The sequence below is a fragment of the Lacticaseibacillus huelsenbergensis genome (assembly GCF_029726355.1).
Taxonomy (GTDB): Bacteria; Bacillota; Bacilli; order Lactobacillales; family Lactobacillaceae; genus Lacticaseibacillus; species Lacticaseibacillus casei.
The window spans coordinates 2,068,950-2,088,760 of sequence record NZ_CP120687.1 but is presented as its reverse complement, the minus strand read 5'-3'; the positions used below and the strand labels follow the sequence as shown (position 1 = coordinate 2,088,760).

Here is a 19,811-nt window from a genome sequence, read left to right as displayed (position 1 = left end):
AACCGCGCCGCTTCACGCTCTTACTTGGTTAAGTCCTCGACCGATTAGTACTGGTCCGCTCCATGCATCGCTGCACTTCCACTTCCAGCCTATCTACCTGATCATCTCTCAGGGGTCTTACTTCCATATAGGAATGGGAAATCTCATCTCGAGGGGGGCTTCACACTTAGATGCTTTCAGCGTTTATCCCTTCCGTTCATAGCTACCCAGCGATGCGCCTGGCGGCACAACTGGTACACCAGCGGAACGTCCATCCCGGTCCTCTCGTACTAAGGACAGCTCCTCTCAAATTTCCTGCGCCCGCGACGGATAGGGACCGAACTGTCTCACGACGTTCTGAACCCAGCTCGCGTACCGCTTTAATGGGCGAACAGCCCAACCCTTGGGACCGACTACAGCCCCAGGATGCGATGAGCCGACATCGAGGTGCCAAACCTCCCCGTCGATGTGGACTCTTGGGGGAGATAAGCCTGTTATCCCCAGGGTAGCTTTTATCCGTTGAGCGATGGCCCTTCCATGCGGAACCACCGGATCACTAAGCCCGACTTTCGTCCCTGCTCGACTTGTCAGTCTCGCAGTCAAGCTCCCTTCTACCTTTACACTCTGCGAATGATTTCCAACCATTCTGAGGGAACCTTTGGGCGCCTCCGTTACATTTTAGGAGGCGACCGCCCCAGTCAAACTGCCTACCTGACACTGTCTCCCGCCACGATTAGTGGCGCGGGTTAGAGTGTTCATACAGCTAGGGTAGTATCCCACCAACGCCTCCATCGAAACTAGCGTTCCGATCTCTACGGCTCCTACCTATCCTGTACAAGCGGTACCAACACTCAATATCAAGCTACAGTAAAGCTCCATGGGGTCTTTCCGTCCTGTCGCGGGTAACCCGCATCTTCACGGGTACTATAATTTCACCGAGTCTCTCGTTGAGACAGTGCCCAAATCATTACGCCTTTCGTGCGGGTCGGAACTTACCCGACAAGGAATTTCGCTACCTTAGGACCGTTATAGTTACGGCCGCCGTTTACTGGGGCTTCAATTCTGGGCTTCGCTTGCGCTAACTCATCCTCTTAACCTTCCAGCACCGGGCAGGCGTCAGCCCCTATACATCATCTTTCGATTTAGCAGAGACCTGTGTTTTTGATAAACAGTTGTTTGGGCCTATTCACTGCGGCTGACCTTGCGGTCAGCACCCCTTCTTCCGAAGTTACGGGGTCATTTTGCCGAGTTCCTTAACGAGAGTTCGCTCGCTCACCTGAGGATACTCTCCTCGACTACCTGTGTCGGTTTGCGGTACGGGTAGTTTATTTCTCACTAGAAGCTTTTCTTGGCAGTGTGACATCAGGAACTTCGCTACTTTAATTTCGCTCCCCATCACCGCTTGTCCTTATGGTCGCAAGCATTTCACTCGCCACCAGACTTGCGGCTTGGACGCACTTTTCCAGCCGTGCGCTTTCCTTAGCCTCCTGCGTCCCTCCATCGCTTAAACAAAATAAACTAGTGCAGGAATCTCAACCTGCTTGTCATCGACTACGCCTTGCGGCCTCGCCTTAGATCCCGACTAACCCTGGGAGGACGAGCCTTCCCCAGGAAACCTTAGTCATACGGTGGATCAGATTCTCACTGATCTTTCGCTACTCATGCCGGCATTCTCACTTCTAAGCGCTCCAGCCGTCCTCACGATCGACCTTCAACGCCCTTAGAACGCTCTCCTACCGCGCACCCTGACGGGTGCACCCACAGTTTCGGTATTATGCTTAGCCCCGGTATATTTTCGGCGCAGTGCCACTCGACTAGTGAGCTATTACGCACTCTTTAAATGGTGGCTGCTTCTGAGCCAACATCCTAGTTGTCTGTGCAACGCCACATCCTTTTCCACTTAGCATAAATTTAGGGACCTTAACTGGTGATCTGGGCTGTTCCCCTTTCGACAATGGACCTTATCGCTCACTGTCTGACTCCCGGAGTAAGATCGATGGTATTCGGAGTTTATCTGAATTCAGTAACCTTTGATGGGCCCCTAGTTCAAACAGTGCTCTACCTCCATGATCCATCCTCCGAGGCTAACCCTAAAGCTATTTCGGAGAGAACCAGCTATCTCCAAGTTCGTTTGGAATTTCACCGCTACCCACAACTCATCCCAGCATTTTTCAACATACATGGGTTCGGTCCTCCAGTGTGTTTCACCACACCTTCAACCTGGTCATGGGTAGGTCACTTGGTTTCGGGTCTACATCTGCCTACTCATTCGCCCTGTTCAGACTCGCTTTCGCTCCGGCTCCGACTTTTCATCTTAACCTCGCAGGCAAACGTAACTCGCCGGTTCATTCTACAAAAGGCACGCCATTACCCCTTAACGGGCTTTGACTAATTGTAGGCACACGGTTTCAGGAACTATTTCACTCCCCTTCCGGGGTGCTTTTCACCTTTCCCTCACGGTACTGGTTCACTATCGGTCACTAGGGAGTATTTAGCCTTGGGAGATGGTCCTCCCGGATTCCGACGGAATTTCACGTGTTCCGCCGTACTCAGGATCCTGGACGGAGGGTCCGCCGTTTCGCTTACAGGGCTTTCACCTTCTATGGCGCAGCTTTCCAGCTGACTTCGACTACGTCGAACTTTGGTAACTCCAATGTCCAGTCCTACAACCCCGAGAAGCAAGCTTCTCGGTTTGGGCTCTTCCCACTTCGCTCGCCGCTACTATGGGAATCGAGTTTTCTTTCTCTTCCTGCGGGTACTGAGATGTTTCAGTTCCCCGCGTCTGCCGCCAACAAGCTATGAATTCACTTGCAGGCAATACACTGATGTGTACTGGGTTCCCCCATTCGGAAATCTCCGGATCAAAGCTTACTTATAGCTCCCCGAAGCATATCGGTATTAGTTCCGTCCTTCATCGGCTCCTAGTGCCAAGGCATCCACCGTGCGCCCTTTGTAACTTAACCTGTACTGACTTGCGTCAGCGGTTATGCGATGCAAATTTCTATATTAGAAACTCATACAAATACGCTGTGTTCTCGGCAATTTAAAACATTTACAACAATGATATCCAGTTTTCAAAGAACAAAGTCGCACCCGCTAGGGTGCTTGAGGGTCGTCCCCTCAAAACTAAACAAAGTTTCGTGTGTGCAGGTTTCCGTCAGACTTAACGTCTGTTTCCTTAGAAAGGAGGTGATCCAGCCGCAGGTTCTCCTACGGCTACCTTGTTACGACTTCACCCTAATCATTTGTCCCACCTTAGACGGCTCGCTCCCTAAAAGGGTTACGCCACCGGCTTCGGGTGTTACAAACTCTCATGGTGTGACGGGCGGTGTGTACAAGGCCCGGGAACGTATTCACCGCGGCGTGCTGATCCGCGATTACTAGCGATTCCGACTTCGTGTAGGCGAGTTGCAGCCTACAGTCCGAACTGAGAATGGCTTTAAGAGATTAGCTTGACCTCGCGGTCTCGCAACTCGTTGTACCATCCATTGTAGCACGTGTGTAGCCCAGGTCATAAGGGGCATGATGATTTGACGTCATCCCCACCTTCCTCCGGTTTGTCACCGGCAGTCTTACTAGAGTGCCCAACTGAATGCTGGCAACTAGTCATAAGGGTTGCGCTCGTTGCGGGACTTAACCCAACATCTCACGACACGAGCTGACGACAACCATGCACCACCTGTCATTTTGCCCCCGAAGGGGAAACCTGATCTCTCAGGTGATCAAAAGATGTCAAGACCTGGTAAGGTTCTTCGCGTTGCTTCGAATTAAACCACATGCTCCACCGCTTGTGCGGGCCCCCGTCAATTCCTTTGAGTTTCAACCTTGCGGTCGTACTCCCCAGGCGGAATGCTTAATGCGTTAGCTGCGGCACTGAAGGGCGGAAACCCTCCAACACCTAGCATTCATCGTTTACGGCATGGACTACCAGGGTATCTAATCCTGTTCGCTACCCATGCTTTCGAGCCTCAGCGTCAGTTACAGACCAGACAGCCGCCTTCGCCACTGGTGTTCTTCCATATATCTACGCATTTCACCGCTACACATGGAGTTCCACTGTCCTCTTCTGCACTCAAGTTTCCCAGTTTCCGATGCGCTTCCTCGGTTAAGCCGAGGGCTTTCACATCAGACTTAAAAAACCGCCTGCGCTCGCTTTACGCCCAATAAATCCGGATAACGCTTGCCACCTACGTATTACCGCGGCTGCTGGCACGTAGTTAGCCGTGGCTTTCTGGTTGGATACCGTCACGCCGACAACAGTTACTCTGCCGACCATTCTTCTCCAACAACAGAGTTTTACGACCCGAAAGCCTTCTTCACTCACGCGGCGTTGCTCCATCAGACTTGCGTCCATTGTGGAAGATTCCCTACTGCTGCCTCCCGTAGGAGTTTGGGCCGTGTCTCAGTCCCAATGTGGCCGATCAACCTCTCAGTTCGGCTACGTATCATCGCCTTGGTGAGCCGTTACCTCACCAACTAGCTAATACGCCGCGGGTCCATCCAAAAGCGATAGCTTGCGCCATCTTTCAGCCAAGAACCATGCGGTTCTTGGATTTATGCGGTATTAGCATCTGTTTCCAAATGTTATCCCCCGCTTAAGGGCAGGTTACCCACGTGTTACTCACCCGTCCGCCACTCGTTTTAAGTTGAATCACGATGCAAGCACCGTTCATCGACCAAAACTCGTTCGACTTGCATGTATTAGGCACGCCGCCAGCGTTCATCCTGAGCCAGGATCAAACTCTCATATAAATATGAGCTGTTCGAATAGCTCGATTTGTTGTTCTAGCGAATTGACTTCGCAAATGTTACTTTTTGCCTCGATACCGGAGTATCAAGGACCCTGCACATTTAAACGAAACTTTGTTCAGTTTTCAAAGGACGATCTTGTCAAAAGACAACTTTGATAGATTATCATGCCAACAAACGAGTGTCAACACTTTTTATTAATCAGCTTCACAACAAGATTATGAAGCGCCTTCTATCACTTTCTAAAAAGAAAGTTCGGTTTTTGACAGCAATAATATAATACCAGTAACCTCGTCGGCGCGCAAGCATTTTTCTCAAAATATCTGCATGATTCATGGTCGTAAAATGCTTGTCACAAAGGAAAAGTATCCACTCACTCACAACTTTTCTTGCAAAATCAAAAAGTGCGGCAATCAGGTTAGGCCTGAAAACCGCATAAACTGAAATAACTTAACTTTTTCGATGCAAATTATTGTTCACTTTGTATGCTGCTTTGCTGGCTTCATACCCAATTTAACCTGGCAATCAGGACAAATACCGTAGACTTCAAGGTGATGGCCGCTCACCTTAAATCCAGTTTCTTTGGCAGCAACGGCTTCAACGTCTGTCACTCCTGGGTAGGTAAAGTCAAAAATCTTACCACAATTTGTACAGATCGCATGGTAGTGCGGTTCAATTGGAAAATCAAAATGTGTTGCCGCATCATTGGAAGACATTTCTTCAACTAGATTAAGGTCCACCAACAGACGCAAATTGTTATACACCGTGGCAACACTCATATGCGGAAATTGCGGTGAAAGCTTTGCATAAATCATCTCGGCTGTCGGATGTGCAGTGCTGTCGATCATGTATGAAATGATCGCTTCACGCTGTGGTGTGACCCGAATCTGCTTTGCTTTGAGCAAGTTAATTGTCTTGTTATAAACTGCCTGATTCATCGCCAACCTCCTAATTTATAAACATTATCATCTAGTAAACTTGTACGCCTTTTTCTAATGTAGCACAACCTTTACTTACAAAAGTTTAGAATTTCTCAGTACTAGATACTTAAGACTCACGCATGAATTTGTGTACACCAAAACGGACTATCCCTCAGCGACAACCCTGATACATCTAATTTGGCCAAGTGCTTTGATCATATTGTCACCTTTACACATTACAAAGCGCCCCTATGAAGACAGGCTGTCAATTGAAAAAAGCAGCGCCTCAGTGGGCACTGCTAAACCATAATCATCGTGACTACTTTGAGTCATCGCTGCTATCGTCATCACTACTGCTTTTAAGTTCGGGCGCATCGGTTTTGTATTCATCCACCGTAGACTTACCCTTATTTTGTGCCTTCAGACTCGTACCGTCTTTTTGGGCAGCTTTGAGCTTCTTCTTCGTATCGGTTAACTTATACGAAAAGTCACTGCGATCGACTTTTTTAAAGCCGCTTGGCGTATAGAATCGGAGAAGGTCGCCGTTAATCACGCGATCTGACAAGGAAAGTTCAGTCGTCACGCGGTTGGTAGCCGCATCAACTGTCTTTTTCTGACTGGCTGATAGTTTGCTGATCTTCTTGCCAGTGCTGGTGTTAAAGTACTGACTTCCCACCTTGGTAAAGTCAGGCGTCACAAAATCCCCGTTTCTGAATGCAACTGTTTGTGGATGGTTTGGTGAGAGCAAATCAGAACCAAATTGAACAGTGTTGTTATCCTTGACACCAAGTAAATTCAAAATGGTCGGCAACGCATCGATTTCCCCACCGTACGTGTGATTAATGCCGCCTTTGAGTCCTGGCATATGGATCATAAACGGCACTCGTTGATACATGGCGTTGTTATAGTCATTAAAGCCGGAGATGTTGGTTAACTTAGCCATCGCCTTTTTATGGTTGTTGGAAATCCCATAGTGGTCGCCGTATAACACAATCATTGACTTATCATACAATCCGGTTTCTTTTAACCAATTGAAAAATTCACCCATGGCTTCGTCAAGATAGCGCGCTGTCTGCACATACCCGTCTACCGTGTCATCGCCTGTATCGGTTTTACTGATCGTTTGGTTGGCCTTATCTAGAGTATACGGATAATGGTTGGTAACCGTGATCATTTTGGCATAAAACGGCTGAGGTAGCTGTTCAATGTATTGAGCCGAATCTTTAAGGAAGATCTTGTCTTTCAGACCATAGCCCACGTCATAATTCTTACCGCTTGAGAAGTAATTCTTCGAGAAGAAGTAATCATACCCCCAAGACTTATACGTATTATCGCGATTCCAAAAGCTTGGTACATCCCCGTGGAATGAAGCGGTCGTGTAGCCATGCTGATCCAAAATAGCCGGAGCTGCCTGGAACGTGTTGGTCGTGCCATCTGTCACCATAGCTGCGCCTTCAGGTAAGCCAAATAATGAGTTCTCCATCATCATTTCGGCATCCGCGGTTTTACCTTGGCCAACTTGATTAAAGAAGTTATCAAACGATAAAGTATCAGATTCGTGATACAGCTTATTCAAGTTTGGCGTGACTTCTTGGCCATCCCATTTGAAGTCGATCATGAACTGCTGCAAGCTCTCCAGATGGATGATAAAAACATTTTTGCCTTTTGCCACACCTGTGTATTCCGCATTGGGGGCAACACGATTTTTGTTTAAGTAGTTCAACACTGACTTAACATCGCTGGAATCGGCATTAGCTTTGGTGGCACTGTTTTTTGCTGTCTTAACGCCGTCAACAACTGTGTAGGCGTTTAAACCGAGATACTTGACGATATAGTTGTTATCAAATGTCCGGGTCAGCAAACCGGAACGATCGCTGTAGGCCATCGCCAAGTTGGCGCCAAACATCAATACCGCCAGCAACGAAACACCGAGAGCAAACCGTTTTTTGATCGGGCGAATATCCATGCGAATCACTTTAAACGCCAGCAACAAAATCAAAACCACAACGTCAACAAAAACCAGGAAATCCGTTGGTTGAACAATCCCCATGATCCCTTTGTTTAAGTTATTGGAAACTGCTCCCGATCCTTTGATCAACGCAAACGTCAAGAAGTCTGAGAATTCCCGATAATAAAGCACATTGGCAAAAAGCCAAACAGACGTCAATGAATCAATCACCAGCATCGTGACATACGATTTTCGTCCGGACATATATAAAGCAATGCCAAAAAGAAAAAGCGTTGTCGGGATGGGATTAATCGCCAAAATCAGATGTTGAAAGCTGCCGGTGACTCCCAAGTTAAATTTGGCTTGATATGCCCAGTACGTCTTTGCCCAGAATAAGACAATGGCAAGGGCCAAAAAGCCGAGTCTTGTATTGAAAAAACCTCGAAGTTTAGTGCCGATCTGGTTCATTTGGAGCCTCCAAGTCATTGTTTAATGTCAAAAGTATAGCACATTCGCTAGGATAACCGCTTGTTTCTCAAAAGACAAATGTTCACCGTTGATTAAAGCTTAATTATGGGCAATCTTAAAGAAGCCTTAAAATGGGACGTCCGGATATGCTGCAGAACAGGTGTTGTATTATTTACGGCGCGTGTGCATGCAAAACTTTGCTTTCTGTAACGCGTTTGCTGGCGCAGAAGTCTGCATTGTAAGGGTCTTGGCGCAATGGCCGATGATTTCTTACTGGGGATTGTTCTATTAGAGGCAAAAAGCTAATTGATTTTCGCTTTCTATAACGCGTTCGCAGTCGCAGAAATCTACGTGTAAGGACCTCAAGCCTAAATGGCAAAACCCAGCCATTTAGGCTTGAGGCCACTTACACTCCGATTTCTAAGCGCTCCTGCTCACGCTCACATAAAAAAGAGGCCAACCCTTTCAAGTCCGCCTCGTTCAGCACTCAGACTTATGCCTGGTCGCTGTCGTTAGTATCGTTAGTGTCCTCGTCTTCATCAAAATCCATCAGATCATAGATTTCCATGGCCGCAAGATCGATGTTGTCAAACTGGAAAGTCTGGTGCGTTCCTAGTTCTTCGAGTTCATAAGTTTCGGTCTTGGGATCGTATGTCACGAGGCCCTTTTCATCACCATTTTTTTCGAAGCGGCGTGACTGTGTCTCGCCGTCGCCTGTCTGCATGGCTTCGAGGCGTTTGATGATGGCCACGAGCTGTGATTGTTTCATAAAATGGCCTCCTAATTTTCCTATTTCAAGAAATAGCTTAGCATAAACCGCCGCCTCTGTGGGAGAAATATCACTTCAAATTGCAGTTTTATCCGCTTTGATAACGTTGCGCGACGACGGGTAAATGGACTATGCTATTTGCAACCTACATATAAGGAGCGCGCGTATGATATTGCAACCACTAAATGAACAATTACCGGCGATTGAGGTCAGTGAAATCCGGCAATTTGACGAAAGCGTCAGTAAAATTCCCGGCATTTTGAAATTGACCTTGGGTGAGCCTGATTTTAACACACCAGAACACGTTAAACAGGCGGGTATCAAAGCCATTCAGGAAAACTATTCCCATTACACCGGCATGGTTGGTGACCCTGAATTACGGGCAGCGGCCCAGCATTTCTTCAAAACTAAGTATGGAACGGATTATGATGCCGCGGATGAAATCCTGGTGACCGTGGGCGCGACTGAAGCCTTAGCAACAGCGATTACCACGATTAGCGATCCTGGTGATGCGATCCTGGTGCCTTCCCCCATCTACCCCGGCTACATCCCGCTTTTAACCTTGAATCATGTAACGCCGATTTATATCGACACCAGCAAAACCGATTTTGTATTGACACCGGAACTCATCGAGGCCACCATTGCTGCCAACCCTGATGCCAAAATTAAGGGTATCATCCTGAATTACCCTAGCAATCCCACGGGCGTGACCTACCACGCCGCCGAAGTTAAGGCCATCGCCTCGATTGCCGAAGCACACGACCTTTATATTATTTGTGACGAAATTTATTCTGAGTTAACTTATGACGCTACCCATATTTCAATGGGGCGTTACGCTTACGATCGGACATTCGTCGTCAACGGCTTATCTAAATCCCACGCCATGACCGGCTGGCGCATCGGTTTCCTGATGGGTCCGCGTCACTTAATCGCTGAAGCCAAAAAGGTGCACCAGTATCTCGTTACTGCTGCAACTACCATTGCGCAACGTGCCGGCATCGAAGCCTTAACGAATGGTGCCGACGATGCCCAGGTCATGAAGGCAGCCTATATCAAACGGCGCGATTTTGTTTATGCTGCCCTTATTCAAATGGGCTTTGAAGTGGCCCGCCCTGATGGTGCTTTTTACCTTTTTGCCAAAATTCCCGAACGGCTTCATATGCATTCGCGTGAATTTACCCAAGCGCTAGCCAATGAACAGAAGCTGGCCCTGATTTCAGGAACTGCATTCGGCCCTGGTGGTGAAGGCTACATCCGGATCAGTTATGCCGCCTCAATGGACGACCTTAAAGAAGCGGTCAAACGGCTGCGCGCTTTCATCGCCAGTCGCACTGCCTGATTGCTGCCAAAAATGTACTGACTGAGCACAGCACCTAAAAAAGTGACGTTAGAGGCAATCTTGATTCATGTCTCTAACGTCACTTTTGATTTGTCTGAGTCGCTGGGCGCAAACCGCAGCGCAACACCTGATGTTCAGGAAACCTTATCCGACTTTTTGGGTGGTAAGGCCATCGCAATGATGCCGCAAATCATGCCGAGATAATAAGTTAAAAAACGCCACAATAACATCCCTAACACCAACTTGGACGGCGAGGCAACATACGTCGCAAACAGCGTCTTAAAGCTGTATTCCGCACCGCCAGCACCGCCAGGAATCGGGAACAGGCTGACGATCATAACGATCATGACGTGCAGAACAATCACCTCAACAATGCTGACGTGATTAACCCCGAGTGCCAGAAGAACAAAATACGGCACCGCATAATAAAGCAACAGCTGCACCAGCGTCAGTAAACAAGCCTTGATCACGCGTACTTTTTCCCGCTTTAAATGCAGACTTTCCGCATAAAACGTATCGATTTTATGATCAAGATCGGTCTGCATCGCCAGTTTTCTTTCCGGCTTCACAAACCAGCCAACCGGCACCATGATGAGTCTGACCAGCCGCTTGGTAAATTTGTAATAGTACATCACCATCAACAAACCGACAATCACGATGACATGAATGACAAAGCCGAACACAATAAATAAAGCCAGCGCGCCGAAATGTCTGGAAACCTGATCAAAACCGATGACCAACGTTAAGATGAAATTGATCAGGACCATAAATTGATACACGACAAACTTCATCAAGAGCACCGAACTCGCACGACCGGCCTCAACGCCACTTTGCATCAGCGCAAATAACTGAGCCGGCTGACCGCCAGAAGCCATTGGCGTAATCGCGTTAAATAGCTGTTCGACAAGTGGAACCCGCAGCGCCGTCTTAAAATCCAGTGTATCCGTCCCGTTCTTGATAAAAATCTGGACGACAAACGTTTCGACAATCCATGAGCCGAACATGAGCAAAAAGGCCACCAGCAACCACTTGAGATCAAGTGATAATAACTCGTGCACCAGCTTGGCGCCATTCAAATCACGCGCTTCGTAAATAAAAATGCCGGCGCCAATCAGAACCATGATTAGGACGGCCAGTTTGTTCTTCCGTGTCATATAACTCCTCGGCTATTGCTTCCCTAACGCGGCTTGCTTTACGTAGAAATCGTGCCAGATCTTTTCAAGGCGGCTTTCCGCATAAACCTGCGCTGCCTGATGACTTTTAGTCGCATAAGTTGCCAACAACTCCCGGTCATCCGCCAAGGCCCGAATCCGCGCCTGCATATCATCGACATCAGCCGCGGTAATGGCATAAGGGGTGATGATCTGCTGGTAAAGCTCAAGATCACGTACCATAACCGGCGTACCGGTTGCAAAAGCTTCAACCACCGACATCGGAAACAGCTCTTCAAAAGACGGCAAAAGAAACAGGTCCGCCATGTTATAGTAATCAATCATGGTTTCCCGCGGCATAATGCCGGTAAAGTCCAGGTTTGCCGGCGCATTGGCTACTGCCTGCTTAAGCCGTTCATAGCCTTCAGTGATCCGGCCAAATGAAAATCCGCCAGCCCATACAAACCGAAAGTCAGGATTCTTTTGGGCCAATTTGATAAAATCACCGACGCCTTTCCGATCTTGCACCTGACCGGCACCAAAAATCACAAAGTCATCGGGCTTAAACCCATTTGCATGCCGCAATGCCTGCCGTTTCTCGGCTGACACCGGATGAAACGTCCGCTGCGAAACAAAATTCGGAATATACGTCACTTTTTCGGGACTGATCCCATAAGCTTCCAATTTCGGAATGAAATTGGGATTGACTACGACTAATTCATCCATCCGCTTATAAAAGGCAAGCGTATATTTATCAAGCGTCCACCGCGCAACTCGCGGCAACTTTAAGCTGGCATCCAACGTGCTGGGAACAAAATGAACAAATCCGATTTTTCGACCTCGCTTTTTGGAAAAGGTTGAGGCGTAAAACTTAGGATCAATTGTATGATAATGACTAATGTCACTGCGCGTATAACGATTCACATTGATTTGAAACTCATTGGCAAAGTCATGCTTGAGCAGCCCCATTAATTCTGTGTAGACTGCTCCCACGCCTTGCCCCGCCACTTTATTAGCGGACGAAAACATGTTAATAACGATCATAGTTAGCCTTTCATGGTCCGTTTACTCGTACTTTCATCGGTCCATGGCGCAGATTCATCAGCTTCATTAGGCGAATAATGACTGATAACATCACGATAGAAATCAAGCACGCGATCCCCGAAACGATCCGCAGAAATAGCGGCCAACTTTTCCGCCCTTGGTTTAGGATCGTCATAAGCGTTGGGATGCCGCAGATAATTAACAACTTGATGGACCATCTCTGCTTCCGTTGAAAACGTTGTGCCAAGCGCCGGGTCATCGAGTAAATGATCGGTGTAATCGCCTGCCAAAGCCACCACTTTTCGATCTGCCGCCATGGCTTCAATGTAGGTTAACCCTTGGGACTCCGAATCGCTTGCCGACACGAAAACATCGCCGACGCGGTAATAATCACCTACGTCATCATGATTGATTTCACCGGTAAACCGCACATGATCCGCAATTCCTAACTCAGCTGCTTGTGTCTCCAAATCTTCTCGCGCCGGACCGTCGCCAACAATTAAAAGCACGGCGTTAGGAATCTGCGCCAAAATGGCCGGCATCGCACTGATCACCTTGTCGATCCGCTTCTCATAAGCAACCCGACTAAGCGAGATCAGTACCGGGACGTCAGCAAGGCCCAGCTTTTCGCGAAGATGCGGATCTTTTTGTTCGGCAAATTGGGTTAGGTCAACCCCCGTCGGAATGATCTTAATCTGCGTTTTGACACCATAGCGCCGTAACGTATCGTAAACCCGTTCAGACGGCGCAATCACGCCACTGACATGATAAAGAAAGGCACGCGTAAATTGCTTCACATGATAAGGCTTTAGCAGATGACCATTTAAAACATAGTGCAGGTAATCTTCATACATCGTGTGATAAGTATGGATGGTCGGAATCTTTAATTGCTTCGCCACAAACTTGCCGATGTAACCCATTGAAAACTCGGTTTGTGTGTGGACAATATCCAGGTTCAGTTCCTTAGCCACGGCATAAGCATGGAACAATCCGCGCACCGCAATTCGCCGATCGGTAAAGGACACGAATGGCACACTCGTAAAACGGAATAAGTTGGGCTCAACAGCATCATCCGGCACATGTGGATCGGTGGTCGTAAAAATGTAAACCTGATGACCTTTGCGTTCCAGATCGTCCTTTAAGGTCTTGATGGACGTCGCGACCCCGCTAACTTGCGGAAAGTAGCTATCTGTAAAAATCCCGATATTCACCTGATCCCCTCCAGACGTCATTTGTTTAGTATAAGTATAAAGATAGGCTTAGCTAAATGCAATTTTCTCACAAACCTTTAGAATTATCTTACCTTGCCGTCAAATTAACCTCATCAGGCAAAAGTCGTAAGTTTTTTCCCAGTCGTTTTGTAAGCATTGTTGAAGCCAAGCCTTTTATAAACTATCTTCTCCATTCGCTATCCATAACATTTTTAATAATAGCCAATAAAGCAATCATCTTTTAGCCGTCTGCTCGGCATGGGTGCTGTCATCAGATGGCGGCATTTTAACTTTGGCATTGACCCGCCGTGCTCTGCGGAAATACTTGGAAAAAATGTGGCTGTTGATTCCCCAGAAGTAGAAAACAATCGCACCTATCACAATCACCACAAAGTCCATGGGATAGTGAATCCAGTTTAAACCATTAAACTCACGACTGCCAATTAAGGAAATGACCGACAGGAAGATCAGGTAGCCGATCATCCACGCGGACGCTTTCAGCTGTTGCCATGTCGAACGCCAGCCCGAACGCCATTCATAAAATAAATACAGTGGAATGCCTAAGAAGATGACGCCGATGACTTCCACTGTCGTTGGCCACTTCGCCCAATATGCTGCCAGTGAAGTTAACACAAACGCCAAGGGTGCCATGAAACGCAATCTGGCTGACTTAACCGGTCGCTTAAAGTCAGGTGCCATGTCGCGTAATGAGATAACCGTAACCGGACCAGTCAGATAAGCGATCAGCGTGGCCGTCGAAATGACGCTTGCCAGTGTTCCCCAAGACGGGAAAATCGAGACCATGACCATACTCAAGACTGCATTGACTACCATTGCGACTCGCGGCGTTCCGTATTTTTCGTCAATTTTACCGATGAATTTAGGAATATGGTTGTTCCCGACCATGGCCTGAAGTGCGCGCCCTGATGAAGCGACAAACGAGACGCCTGTACCAAATGGCGACACAAAGGCATCCATATAAAGTAAAACGGATAACCAGTGAATTCCTAATAAAATGGCCAGATCAGCAAATGGTGAATTGAGATTCAATCCTTTCCACCCGTGCGTTGCCAACATGTTCGGCGAGATCGTCGTAATGAAGACACTTTGCAGCAAAATATAGATCACCCCGCTGATTAACAGCGAGATGCCGATGCCGCGTCCGATGTTTTTCTGCGGGCGTTTAACATCGCTGCCCATATTGATCACGGTCTGGAACGCATTAAACGAGAAAATAATTCCTGATACCGATGTTGCCGCAAAAATCGGTGCGCTCCCATATGGCATCAAGGTGGCAAACGAGTGTCCATAATTTTCGGGATGGAAGCTCGACATTGCCAGCAAAATAATCGTCAGCAGTGGCACCCCGATTTTAAAAATCGAAATGAAGCTGGTAAACCGCGTCAACAGCGTGACTGACCAGTAATTAAGCAATGTGAAAATAATAATAAACGCAAAGACGACTAGCAAGCCCTCCGGCGTTATCTTGCCTGCCTTTAAAAAGCCGCGAGTAAAGCCTGCCCATTGCCACGGCCACGACGCCATATACTGCACGGCCGCCACAGCTTCGATCGGCAGCAAGGTGACCAACGAAATCCAGTTGGCCCATGATGCGATGAAACCGACCAGCGAACCATGTGAATACTGGGCAAATTTGCTCATCCCGCCAGACTCAGGAAACATGGTCCCCAGTTCGACATAGTTATAAGCGATGACCCCAATGATGACGCCACCAATGATCCAGGAAAAAATCGCAGCTGGTCCGGCAACTGCGGCTGCTTCCCATGATCCAAAAAGCCAGCCGGAACCGATCAACGAACCAAGCGCCAGCATGACTAATTGAAATAGACCAATTTTATTATTTTTTCCTTTAGAAGCGATAATATGAACCCTCCTTATAAAATGACTTTTATAATTTAACGCAGATTTCTCCATATGTAAAATAACCTGACTCGTAGGATGGCGCCACAAACAAAGTCATGGGACTGGTGGCGCGTGCCTGAGATTTTTTGGGGTCTTTGCAGAAATCAATCATCCTTGTCACCTGAAACGAAAAATAGAAACGATCTGTCCTCACATACCGATTTTATTTTGGCAATCGTTAATGTGGGATTTAGTTGAAGCTTCAGTTGCGGGATCTCATTTAAAAAAGCTGTCACTTCGGCATTAAATACGCGCGCTCTCATTTTTTCGCGAAAAAATAAGAAAATAATGTTATTAATTTTGCATTTTCAAAAGTGCTATCTGTTCTCCTTTTCGCGAGCATACAAGTGATTAAATGGTATAACTGAACAATTGTTCGCTATTCAATTGCAAACGCTTTATTGTAGAATAATCTTGTCATTACAGGGTAATACTGCTAGTTAATCGGAGGGAGGAGGCGATATGAAACAAGTAGAAATAGAACTCATACGTGAAGCTGTAAACGATTCGGCAGCATTTGGCAAATTGTTCGCTCAGTATCGGCCATTGGTGTTGACGGTTTTAAAACCTTACCATCTCAGAGACTTTTCATACGACGACTGGATGCAGGAGGCCCGGATTGCGATGCTTAAAGCCGTTGTTCGCTATGACGGCAGCAGCGGCTCACAGTTTGGCCCCTACTATCGGATGGTTTTAAAATCCCACCTGCGCTCGGTGTTGCGCAAACACTTTGCCCATAAACGCCGCATTGACGCCAACGCTATTCCGGTCAATGACACGTCACTCGAGTCCTTGCATGATCGACTGGCAATTCGCTCAGTTGAAGACGGACTGCTAATGCGCGTCGAATTCTTACAGTTTCTGGAAAGTTTGTCACCCTTGGAATATGAGGCATTTGAGGCGGCCATTCTATATCCGTCCAAAAAGCCCATGCTTGATCGGCATCGACGCGCGTTGGAACGCGCTCGCGCGAAGATTCTGAAGTTCTCGCGGGAAGACGAGTAACAAGAACTCCAAAACTTCCCGAGATCACTAAGATGCTGCCTTATCGTGACCGTTCACGACGGACATGGTAAGGCAGTTTTTGCGTGGCATGAATTTGTTTCGCTAGAAAACTGGATTATGAGCCGACATTCAGCTTAGTTTGCTGTTTCTACATGCAAGTTTTCGAAGTGTCAAAAGAAGCAATAATCTCACTCCGTCAAAGAAGCTACCAGCTCAAGGACTTTAGGCAGCAACCGTAAAAATTTTGCCATAGTGGATCATTACACGACGATTCAGCTAAACTTATTGTTAAATCCTTGTAAAACACACCATCTTTAAAAACCTTATTTATTCAAGATTGGAATCAGCCCGATCGCAACTAAGTGCCTTCAATCCCTGCCAAATCACTGGATACACAAAAAGTTCGATTCCGAAGAGTCGATTTTTGGCGCCATTATTGATATGATCAATCAAAGGTGCCAAGCCACGGTGAGGAAACAGTAACAGGCCTCGACATGTGCGATTAAAGACTGCACGTTTCACAAGCACTCAATGCACAAAAGAACACCAACATGAGCACATAACCATCGATCCATAAAAAGTGTCTGTCTCCCCGTTACTTGGTCTAATTAAATGGCATTGAAAACGCCTAAGATAGCACTTAGGCGTTCACAGCAATGCTGAATGAGCATTTTTATGACTGCCTGTCCGGCTCTTTAAAAAGAACCAAATCATTCAGCAGTCAATTTCCACGCAGAAATGGAGGAAATCAAAATGGACATTGTTATTCTCATTGGTGGTGCGCTATTTGTCTTAGGCATGTTGATCGCAGCCGTAAACACACGCATTGATTATGGGTTTTTCACTCACTATCGAAGCGTCAACCGCGGCGTTAATCTCATTGCAATACTGCTTATCATCATTGGTTTAGGGATTGTCATTCTTAAATTTATGGCAAATGGACAGTAAGCCCCTTTTAGGCCCAATATATCGGCAAATGAAGACAAGTCCTATGCACAGTGAAAAGTGCCATTCAGGCCACGTCAGGAACCTGTCAAAAAAGCTGTGCTGCGCAGCCAAAAGTCAGCCAGCGACCAGCAGGACCGAAAACGGCTCATAAATGAAAAATGATCGGCCGTTTGTCTTTTCTGTCAAATGCCGATCGTTTTTTATTGGAACCCTGCCACCATTTCAAGATACAAAAACCGTCAAAGTTCTATGACTATCTACCGACCACTTTTAACGAATAACGCTCAAAAAGCAAAAATGGTCGTAGTGGTCGGTAACGGGAAAATTTTTAAAAGCTTTTACTTACCCCCAGAAAATCAAAAATCCCGGTTTAAAGCCATTTCAAGGTACAAAAAAAGCCCCAAAACGGGGCAAGTCTACCGGTGATCGGGGTCGAACCGATACTCCATTGCTGGAACGGGATTTTGAATCCCGCGCGTCTGCCAATTCCGCCACACCGGCATAATGTAAAATGGCACTCTCTTGCTGGGCGTTAACCGCAAGATAAGGCGGTGATCGGAATCGAACCGACGATCAAGGTTTTGCAGACCCATGCCTTACCGCTTGGCTACACCGCCATATTCATCAAGTTAAGCGCGTTTCTCCTATGGCAGTTGGAGAAAATTGGGGTAGCTGGATTCGAACCAGCGCATGACGGAGTCAAAGTCCGTTGCCTTACCGCTTGGCTATACCCCAGTAAAAGGGCGGTATGTGGGGATCGAACCCACGTATGCCGGTGCCACAAACCGGTGTGTTAACCGCTTCACCAATACCGCCATGATAAGCAGGGATAGTAGGAGTTGAACCCACACTGACGGTTTTGGAGACCGTAGTTCTACCATTAAACTATATCCCTATAAATGGAGGAGATAGGATTCGAACCTATGAACCCGAAGGAGCGGATTTACAGTCCGCCGCGTTTAGCCTCTTCGCTACTCCTCCATAATGGCGCGGGACGGAATCGAACCGCCGACACATGCAGCTTCAATGCATTGCTCTACCGACTGAGCTACCGAGCCATTTAGATCGTTTTTATGAAGTTGATGTTCCCCTCAATTAGAGGGGGACGGTTCCAACGGGACTCGAACCCGTGATCTCCTGCGTGACAGGCAGGCGTCCTAACCAACTAGACCATGGAACCATGTAATTGCGGGAGCAGGATTTGAACCTGCGACCTTCGGGTTATGAGCCCGACGAGCTACCGAACTGCTCCATCCCGCGATAATAATAAAGGAGAATGAGGGATTCGAACCCTCGCGTGGACTTACGCCCACCTGACGGTTTTCAAGACCGTTCCCTTCAGCCAGACTTGGGTAATTCTCCATCTAACCATGACCCGTACGGGATTTGAACCCATGTTACCGCCGTGAAAGGGCGGTGTCTTAACCACTTGACCAACGGGCCACAACGGAGAAGGAGGGATTTGAACCCTCGCACCAGTTTCCCGGTCTACACCCTTAGCAGGGGCGCCTCTTCAGCCACTTGAGTACTTCTCCATGTGCAATATAAAATTAATGGAACAATGGGCCTAGGTGGACTTGAACCACCGACCTCACGCTTATCAAGCGTGCGCTCTAACCAACTGAGCTATAGGCCCATATCATAATCGCAGCGGGTGACGAGAATCGAACTCGCGACAACAGCTTGGAAGGCTGTGGTTTTACCACTAAACTACACCCGCATAAGGGTGATTATGAAAATGGCGCGGGACAGAATCGAACTGCCGACACATGCAGCTTCAATGCATTGCTCTACCGACTGAGCTACCGAGCCGCAAACGGTCCCAACGGGACTCGAACCCGTGATCTCCTGCGTGACAGGCAGGCGTCCTAACCAACTAGACCATGGAACCATATAATTGCGGGAGCAGGATTTGAACCTGCGACCTTCGGGTTATGAGCCCGACGAGCTACCGAACTGCTCCATCCCGCGATAACAGTAACAAATCGATTATACCGAACAGTGACCACCCTGTAAAGATGGACCTTGTAGGGCTCGAACCTACGACCGGACGGTTATGAGCCGTCTGCTCTAACCAACTGAGCTAAAGGTCCAAGCTCAATCGCGGCGGGGGGGATCGAACCCTCGACCTCCCGGGTATGAACCGGACGCTCTAGCCAGCTGAGCTACACCGCGAAAAAACCATATGGACTAGCGTCCAATCGGGAAAACAGGATTCGAACCTGCGACCCCCTGGTCCCAAACCAGGTGCTCTACCAAGCTGAGCTATTTCCCGTCAAATGCACCCAGTAGGAGTCGAACCTACAACCTTCTGATTCGTAGTCAGACACTCTATCCAATTGCGCTATGGGTGCAAA

Annotated in this window: 10 protein-coding genes, 21 tRNA genes and 2 rRNA genes; 3 read left to right on the top strand and 30 right to left on the bottom strand. The window is 47.7% G+C overall.

Annotation, left to right across the window (positions count from 1 at the left end):
* Positions 1-24: 24 nt before the first annotated feature.
* From LHUE1_RS09630 to LHUE1_RS09610, 5 genes are all read right to left on the bottom strand, one after another.
* A 23S ribosomal RNA gene (locus LHUE1_RS09630) occupies positions 25-2,942 on the bottom strand.
* 219 nt (positions 2,943-3,161) lie between these two features.
* Positions 3,162-4,731, bottom strand: a 16S ribosomal RNA gene (locus LHUE1_RS09625).
* Together the 16S and 23S rRNA genes form the textbook arrangement of a ribosomal RNA operon.
* A 473-nt stretch (positions 4,732-5,204) precedes the next feature.
* Positions 5,205-5,666, bottom strand: coding sequence for a Fur family transcriptional regulator (locus LHUE1_RS09620; RefSeq protein WP_025013988.1), 462 nt, complete (start codon positions 5,664-5,666; stop codon positions 5,205-5,207).
* A 301-nt stretch (positions 5,667-5,967) separates the two neighbouring features.
* Positions 5,968-8,064: an LTA synthase family protein gene (locus tag LHUE1_RS09615; protein WP_049171180.1), complete on the bottom strand. Its 2,097-nt coding sequence runs from the start codon at positions 8,062-8,064 to the stop codon at positions 5,968-5,970.
* Positions 8,065-8,557: 493 nt separating this feature from the next.
* The gene (locus LHUE1_RS09610) at positions 8,558-8,833 is read right to left on the bottom strand and encodes a YkuJ family protein (RefSeq protein WP_010493839.1); all 276 of its coding nucleotides are present in this window, start codon (positions 8,831-8,833) and stop codon (positions 8,558-8,560) included.
* 166 nt (positions 8,834-8,999) lie between these two features.
* Here LHUE1_RS09610 and LHUE1_RS09605 point away from each other — a divergent pair, with 166 nt between their 5' ends.
* Entirely contained in the window at positions 9,000-10,172 is a 1,173-nt protein-coding gene (locus tag LHUE1_RS09605) for a pyridoxal phosphate-dependent aminotransferase (protein ID WP_049172859.1), read from the top strand.
* Between the two features lie 134 nt (positions 10,173-10,306).
* Here LHUE1_RS09605 and LHUE1_RS09600 read toward each other — a convergent pair whose 3' ends face one another.
* From LHUE1_RS09600 to LHUE1_RS09585, 4 genes are all read right to left on the bottom strand, one after another.
* Positions 10,307-11,326, bottom strand: a complete 1,020-nt coding sequence (locus LHUE1_RS09600; RefSeq protein ID WP_277848362.1) for a lysylphosphatidylglycerol synthase transmembrane domain-containing protein — start codon at positions 11,324-11,326, stop codon at positions 10,307-10,309.
* A 12-nt stretch (positions 11,327-11,338) separates the two neighbouring features.
* Positions 11,339-12,367 (bottom strand): glycosyltransferase family 4 protein, encoded by a 1,029-nt coding sequence (locus LHUE1_RS09595; protein WP_277848361.1) that lies wholly within the window; start codon positions 12,365-12,367, stop codon positions 11,339-11,341.
* A gap of 2 nt (positions 12,368-12,369) precedes the next feature.
* Positions 12,370-13,578: a glycosyltransferase family 4 protein gene (locus LHUE1_RS09590; RefSeq protein ID WP_049172865.1), complete on the bottom strand. Its 1,209-nt coding sequence runs from the start codon at positions 13,576-13,578 to the stop codon at positions 12,370-12,372.
* 234 nt (positions 13,579-13,812) lie between these two features.
* The gene (locus LHUE1_RS09585) at positions 13,813-15,513 is read right to left on the bottom strand and encodes an APC family permease (RefSeq protein ID WP_390882697.1); all 1,701 of its coding nucleotides are present in this window, start codon (positions 15,511-15,513) and stop codon (positions 13,813-13,815) included.
* Positions 15,514-15,963: 450 nt separating this feature from the next.
* On the opposite strand from LHUE1_RS09585, the gene LHUE1_RS09580 reads away from it, so the two are divergent.
* A complete protein-coding gene (locus tag LHUE1_RS09580; protein ID WP_010493845.1) occupies positions 15,964-16,506 on the top strand; it encodes a sigma-70 family RNA polymerase sigma factor in 543 nt (180 codons plus the stop codon).
* 753 nt (positions 16,507-17,259) lie between these two features.
* A complete protein-coding gene (locus LHUE1_RS09575; protein ID WP_049172871.1) occupies positions 17,260-17,454 on the top strand; it encodes a hypothetical protein in 195 nt (64 codons plus the stop codon).
* Between the two features lie 417 nt (positions 17,455-17,871).
* On the opposite strand, the gene LHUE1_RS09570 is transcribed toward LHUE1_RS09575, so the two are convergent.
* From LHUE1_RS09570 to LHUE1_RS09470, 21 genes are all read right to left on the bottom strand, one after another.
* A tRNA-Leu gene (locus tag LHUE1_RS09570) sits at positions 17,872-17,955 on the bottom strand.
* A 45-nt stretch (positions 17,956-18,000) separates the two neighbouring features.
* Positions 18,001-18,071, bottom strand: a tRNA-Cys gene (locus LHUE1_RS09565).
* A gap of 46 nt (positions 18,072-18,117) precedes the next feature.
* A tRNA-Gln gene (locus LHUE1_RS09560) sits at positions 18,118-18,189 on the bottom strand.
* Between the two features lie 7 nt (positions 18,190-18,196).
* Positions 18,197-18,269: transfer RNA gene (locus tag LHUE1_RS09555), tRNA-His, on the bottom strand.
* A gap of 9 nt (positions 18,270-18,278) precedes the next feature.
* Positions 18,279-18,349, bottom strand: a tRNA-Trp gene (locus LHUE1_RS09550).
* Between the two features lie 5 nt (positions 18,350-18,354).
* Positions 18,355-18,435: transfer RNA gene (locus tag LHUE1_RS09545), tRNA-Tyr, on the bottom strand.
* Between the two features lie 4 nt (positions 18,436-18,439).
* Positions 18,440-18,512 (bottom strand) — tRNA-Phe (locus LHUE1_RS09540).
* 48 nt (positions 18,513-18,560) lie between these two features.
* Positions 18,561-18,634 (bottom strand) — tRNA-Asp (locus LHUE1_RS09535).
* A 6-nt stretch (positions 18,635-18,640) separates the two neighbouring features.
* Positions 18,641-18,714, bottom strand: a tRNA-Met gene (locus tag LHUE1_RS09530).
* Positions 18,715-18,724: 10 nt separating this feature from the next.
* Positions 18,725-18,816 (bottom strand) — tRNA-Ser (locus LHUE1_RS09525).
* A 9-nt stretch (positions 18,817-18,825) separates the two neighbouring features.
* Positions 18,826-18,897: transfer RNA gene (locus tag LHUE1_RS09520), tRNA-Glu, on the bottom strand.
* Between the two features lie 4 nt (positions 18,898-18,901).
* Positions 18,902-18,989: transfer RNA gene (locus LHUE1_RS09515), tRNA-Ser, on the bottom strand.
* A 27-nt stretch (positions 18,990-19,016) separates the two neighbouring features.
* A tRNA-Ile gene (locus tag LHUE1_RS09510) sits at positions 19,017-19,090 on the bottom strand.
* A gap of 13 nt (positions 19,091-19,103) precedes the next feature.
* Positions 19,104-19,174: transfer RNA gene (locus tag LHUE1_RS09505), tRNA-Gly, on the bottom strand.
* Positions 19,175-19,193: 19 nt separating this feature from the next.
* Positions 19,194-19,266, bottom strand: a tRNA-Phe gene (locus LHUE1_RS09500).
* A gap of 5 nt (positions 19,267-19,271) precedes the next feature.
* Positions 19,272-19,345: transfer RNA gene (locus tag LHUE1_RS09495), tRNA-Asp, on the bottom strand.
* 6 nt (positions 19,346-19,351) lie between these two features.
* Positions 19,352-19,425, bottom strand: a tRNA-Met gene (locus tag LHUE1_RS09490).
* A 48-nt stretch (positions 19,426-19,473) separates the two neighbouring features.
* Positions 19,474-19,547, bottom strand: a tRNA-Ile gene (locus LHUE1_RS09485).
* Between the two features lie 8 nt (positions 19,548-19,555).
* Positions 19,556-19,629: transfer RNA gene (locus tag LHUE1_RS09480), tRNA-Met, on the bottom strand.
* A gap of 26 nt (positions 19,630-19,655) precedes the next feature.
* Positions 19,656-19,729: transfer RNA gene (locus LHUE1_RS09475), tRNA-Pro, on the bottom strand.
* A gap of 5 nt (positions 19,730-19,734) precedes the next feature.
* Positions 19,735-19,808: transfer RNA gene (locus tag LHUE1_RS09470), tRNA-Arg, on the bottom strand.
* Positions 19,809-19,811: the final 3 nt, after the last annotated feature.

Coding starts and splice junctions, on each gene's coding strand:
- LHUE1_RS09595 (WP_277848361.1), bottom strand. CDS start 12,367: ATGATCGTTATTAACATGTTTTCGTCCGCTAATAAAGTGGCGGGGCAA.
- LHUE1_RS09585 (WP_390882697.1), bottom strand. CDS start 15,513: ATGGAGAAATCTGCGTTAAATTATAAAAGTCATTTTATAAGGAGGGTT.
- LHUE1_RS09605 (WP_049172859.1), top strand. CDS start 9,000: ATGATATTGCAACCACTAAATGAACAATTACCGGCGATTGAGGTCAGT.
- LHUE1_RS09615 (WP_049171180.1), bottom strand. CDS start 8,064: ATGAACCAGATCGGCACTAAACTTCGAGGTTTTTTCAATACAAGACTC.
- LHUE1_RS09580 (WP_010493845.1), top strand. CDS start 15,964: ATGAAACAAGTAGAAATAGAACTCATACGTGAAGCTGTAAACGATTCG.
- LHUE1_RS09610 (WP_010493839.1), bottom strand. CDS start 8,833: ATGAAACAATCACAGCTCGTGGCCATCATCAAACGCCTCGAAGCCATG.
- LHUE1_RS09600 (WP_277848362.1), bottom strand. CDS start 11,326: ATGACACGGAAGAACAAACTGGCCGTCCTAATCATGGTTCTGATTGGC.
- LHUE1_RS09575 (WP_049172871.1), top strand. CDS start 17,260: ATGGACATTGTTATTCTCATTGGTGGTGCGCTATTTGTCTTAGGCATG.
- LHUE1_RS09620 (WP_025013988.1), bottom strand. CDS start 5,666: ATGAATCAGGCAGTTTATAACAAGACAATTAACTTGCTCAAAGCAAAG.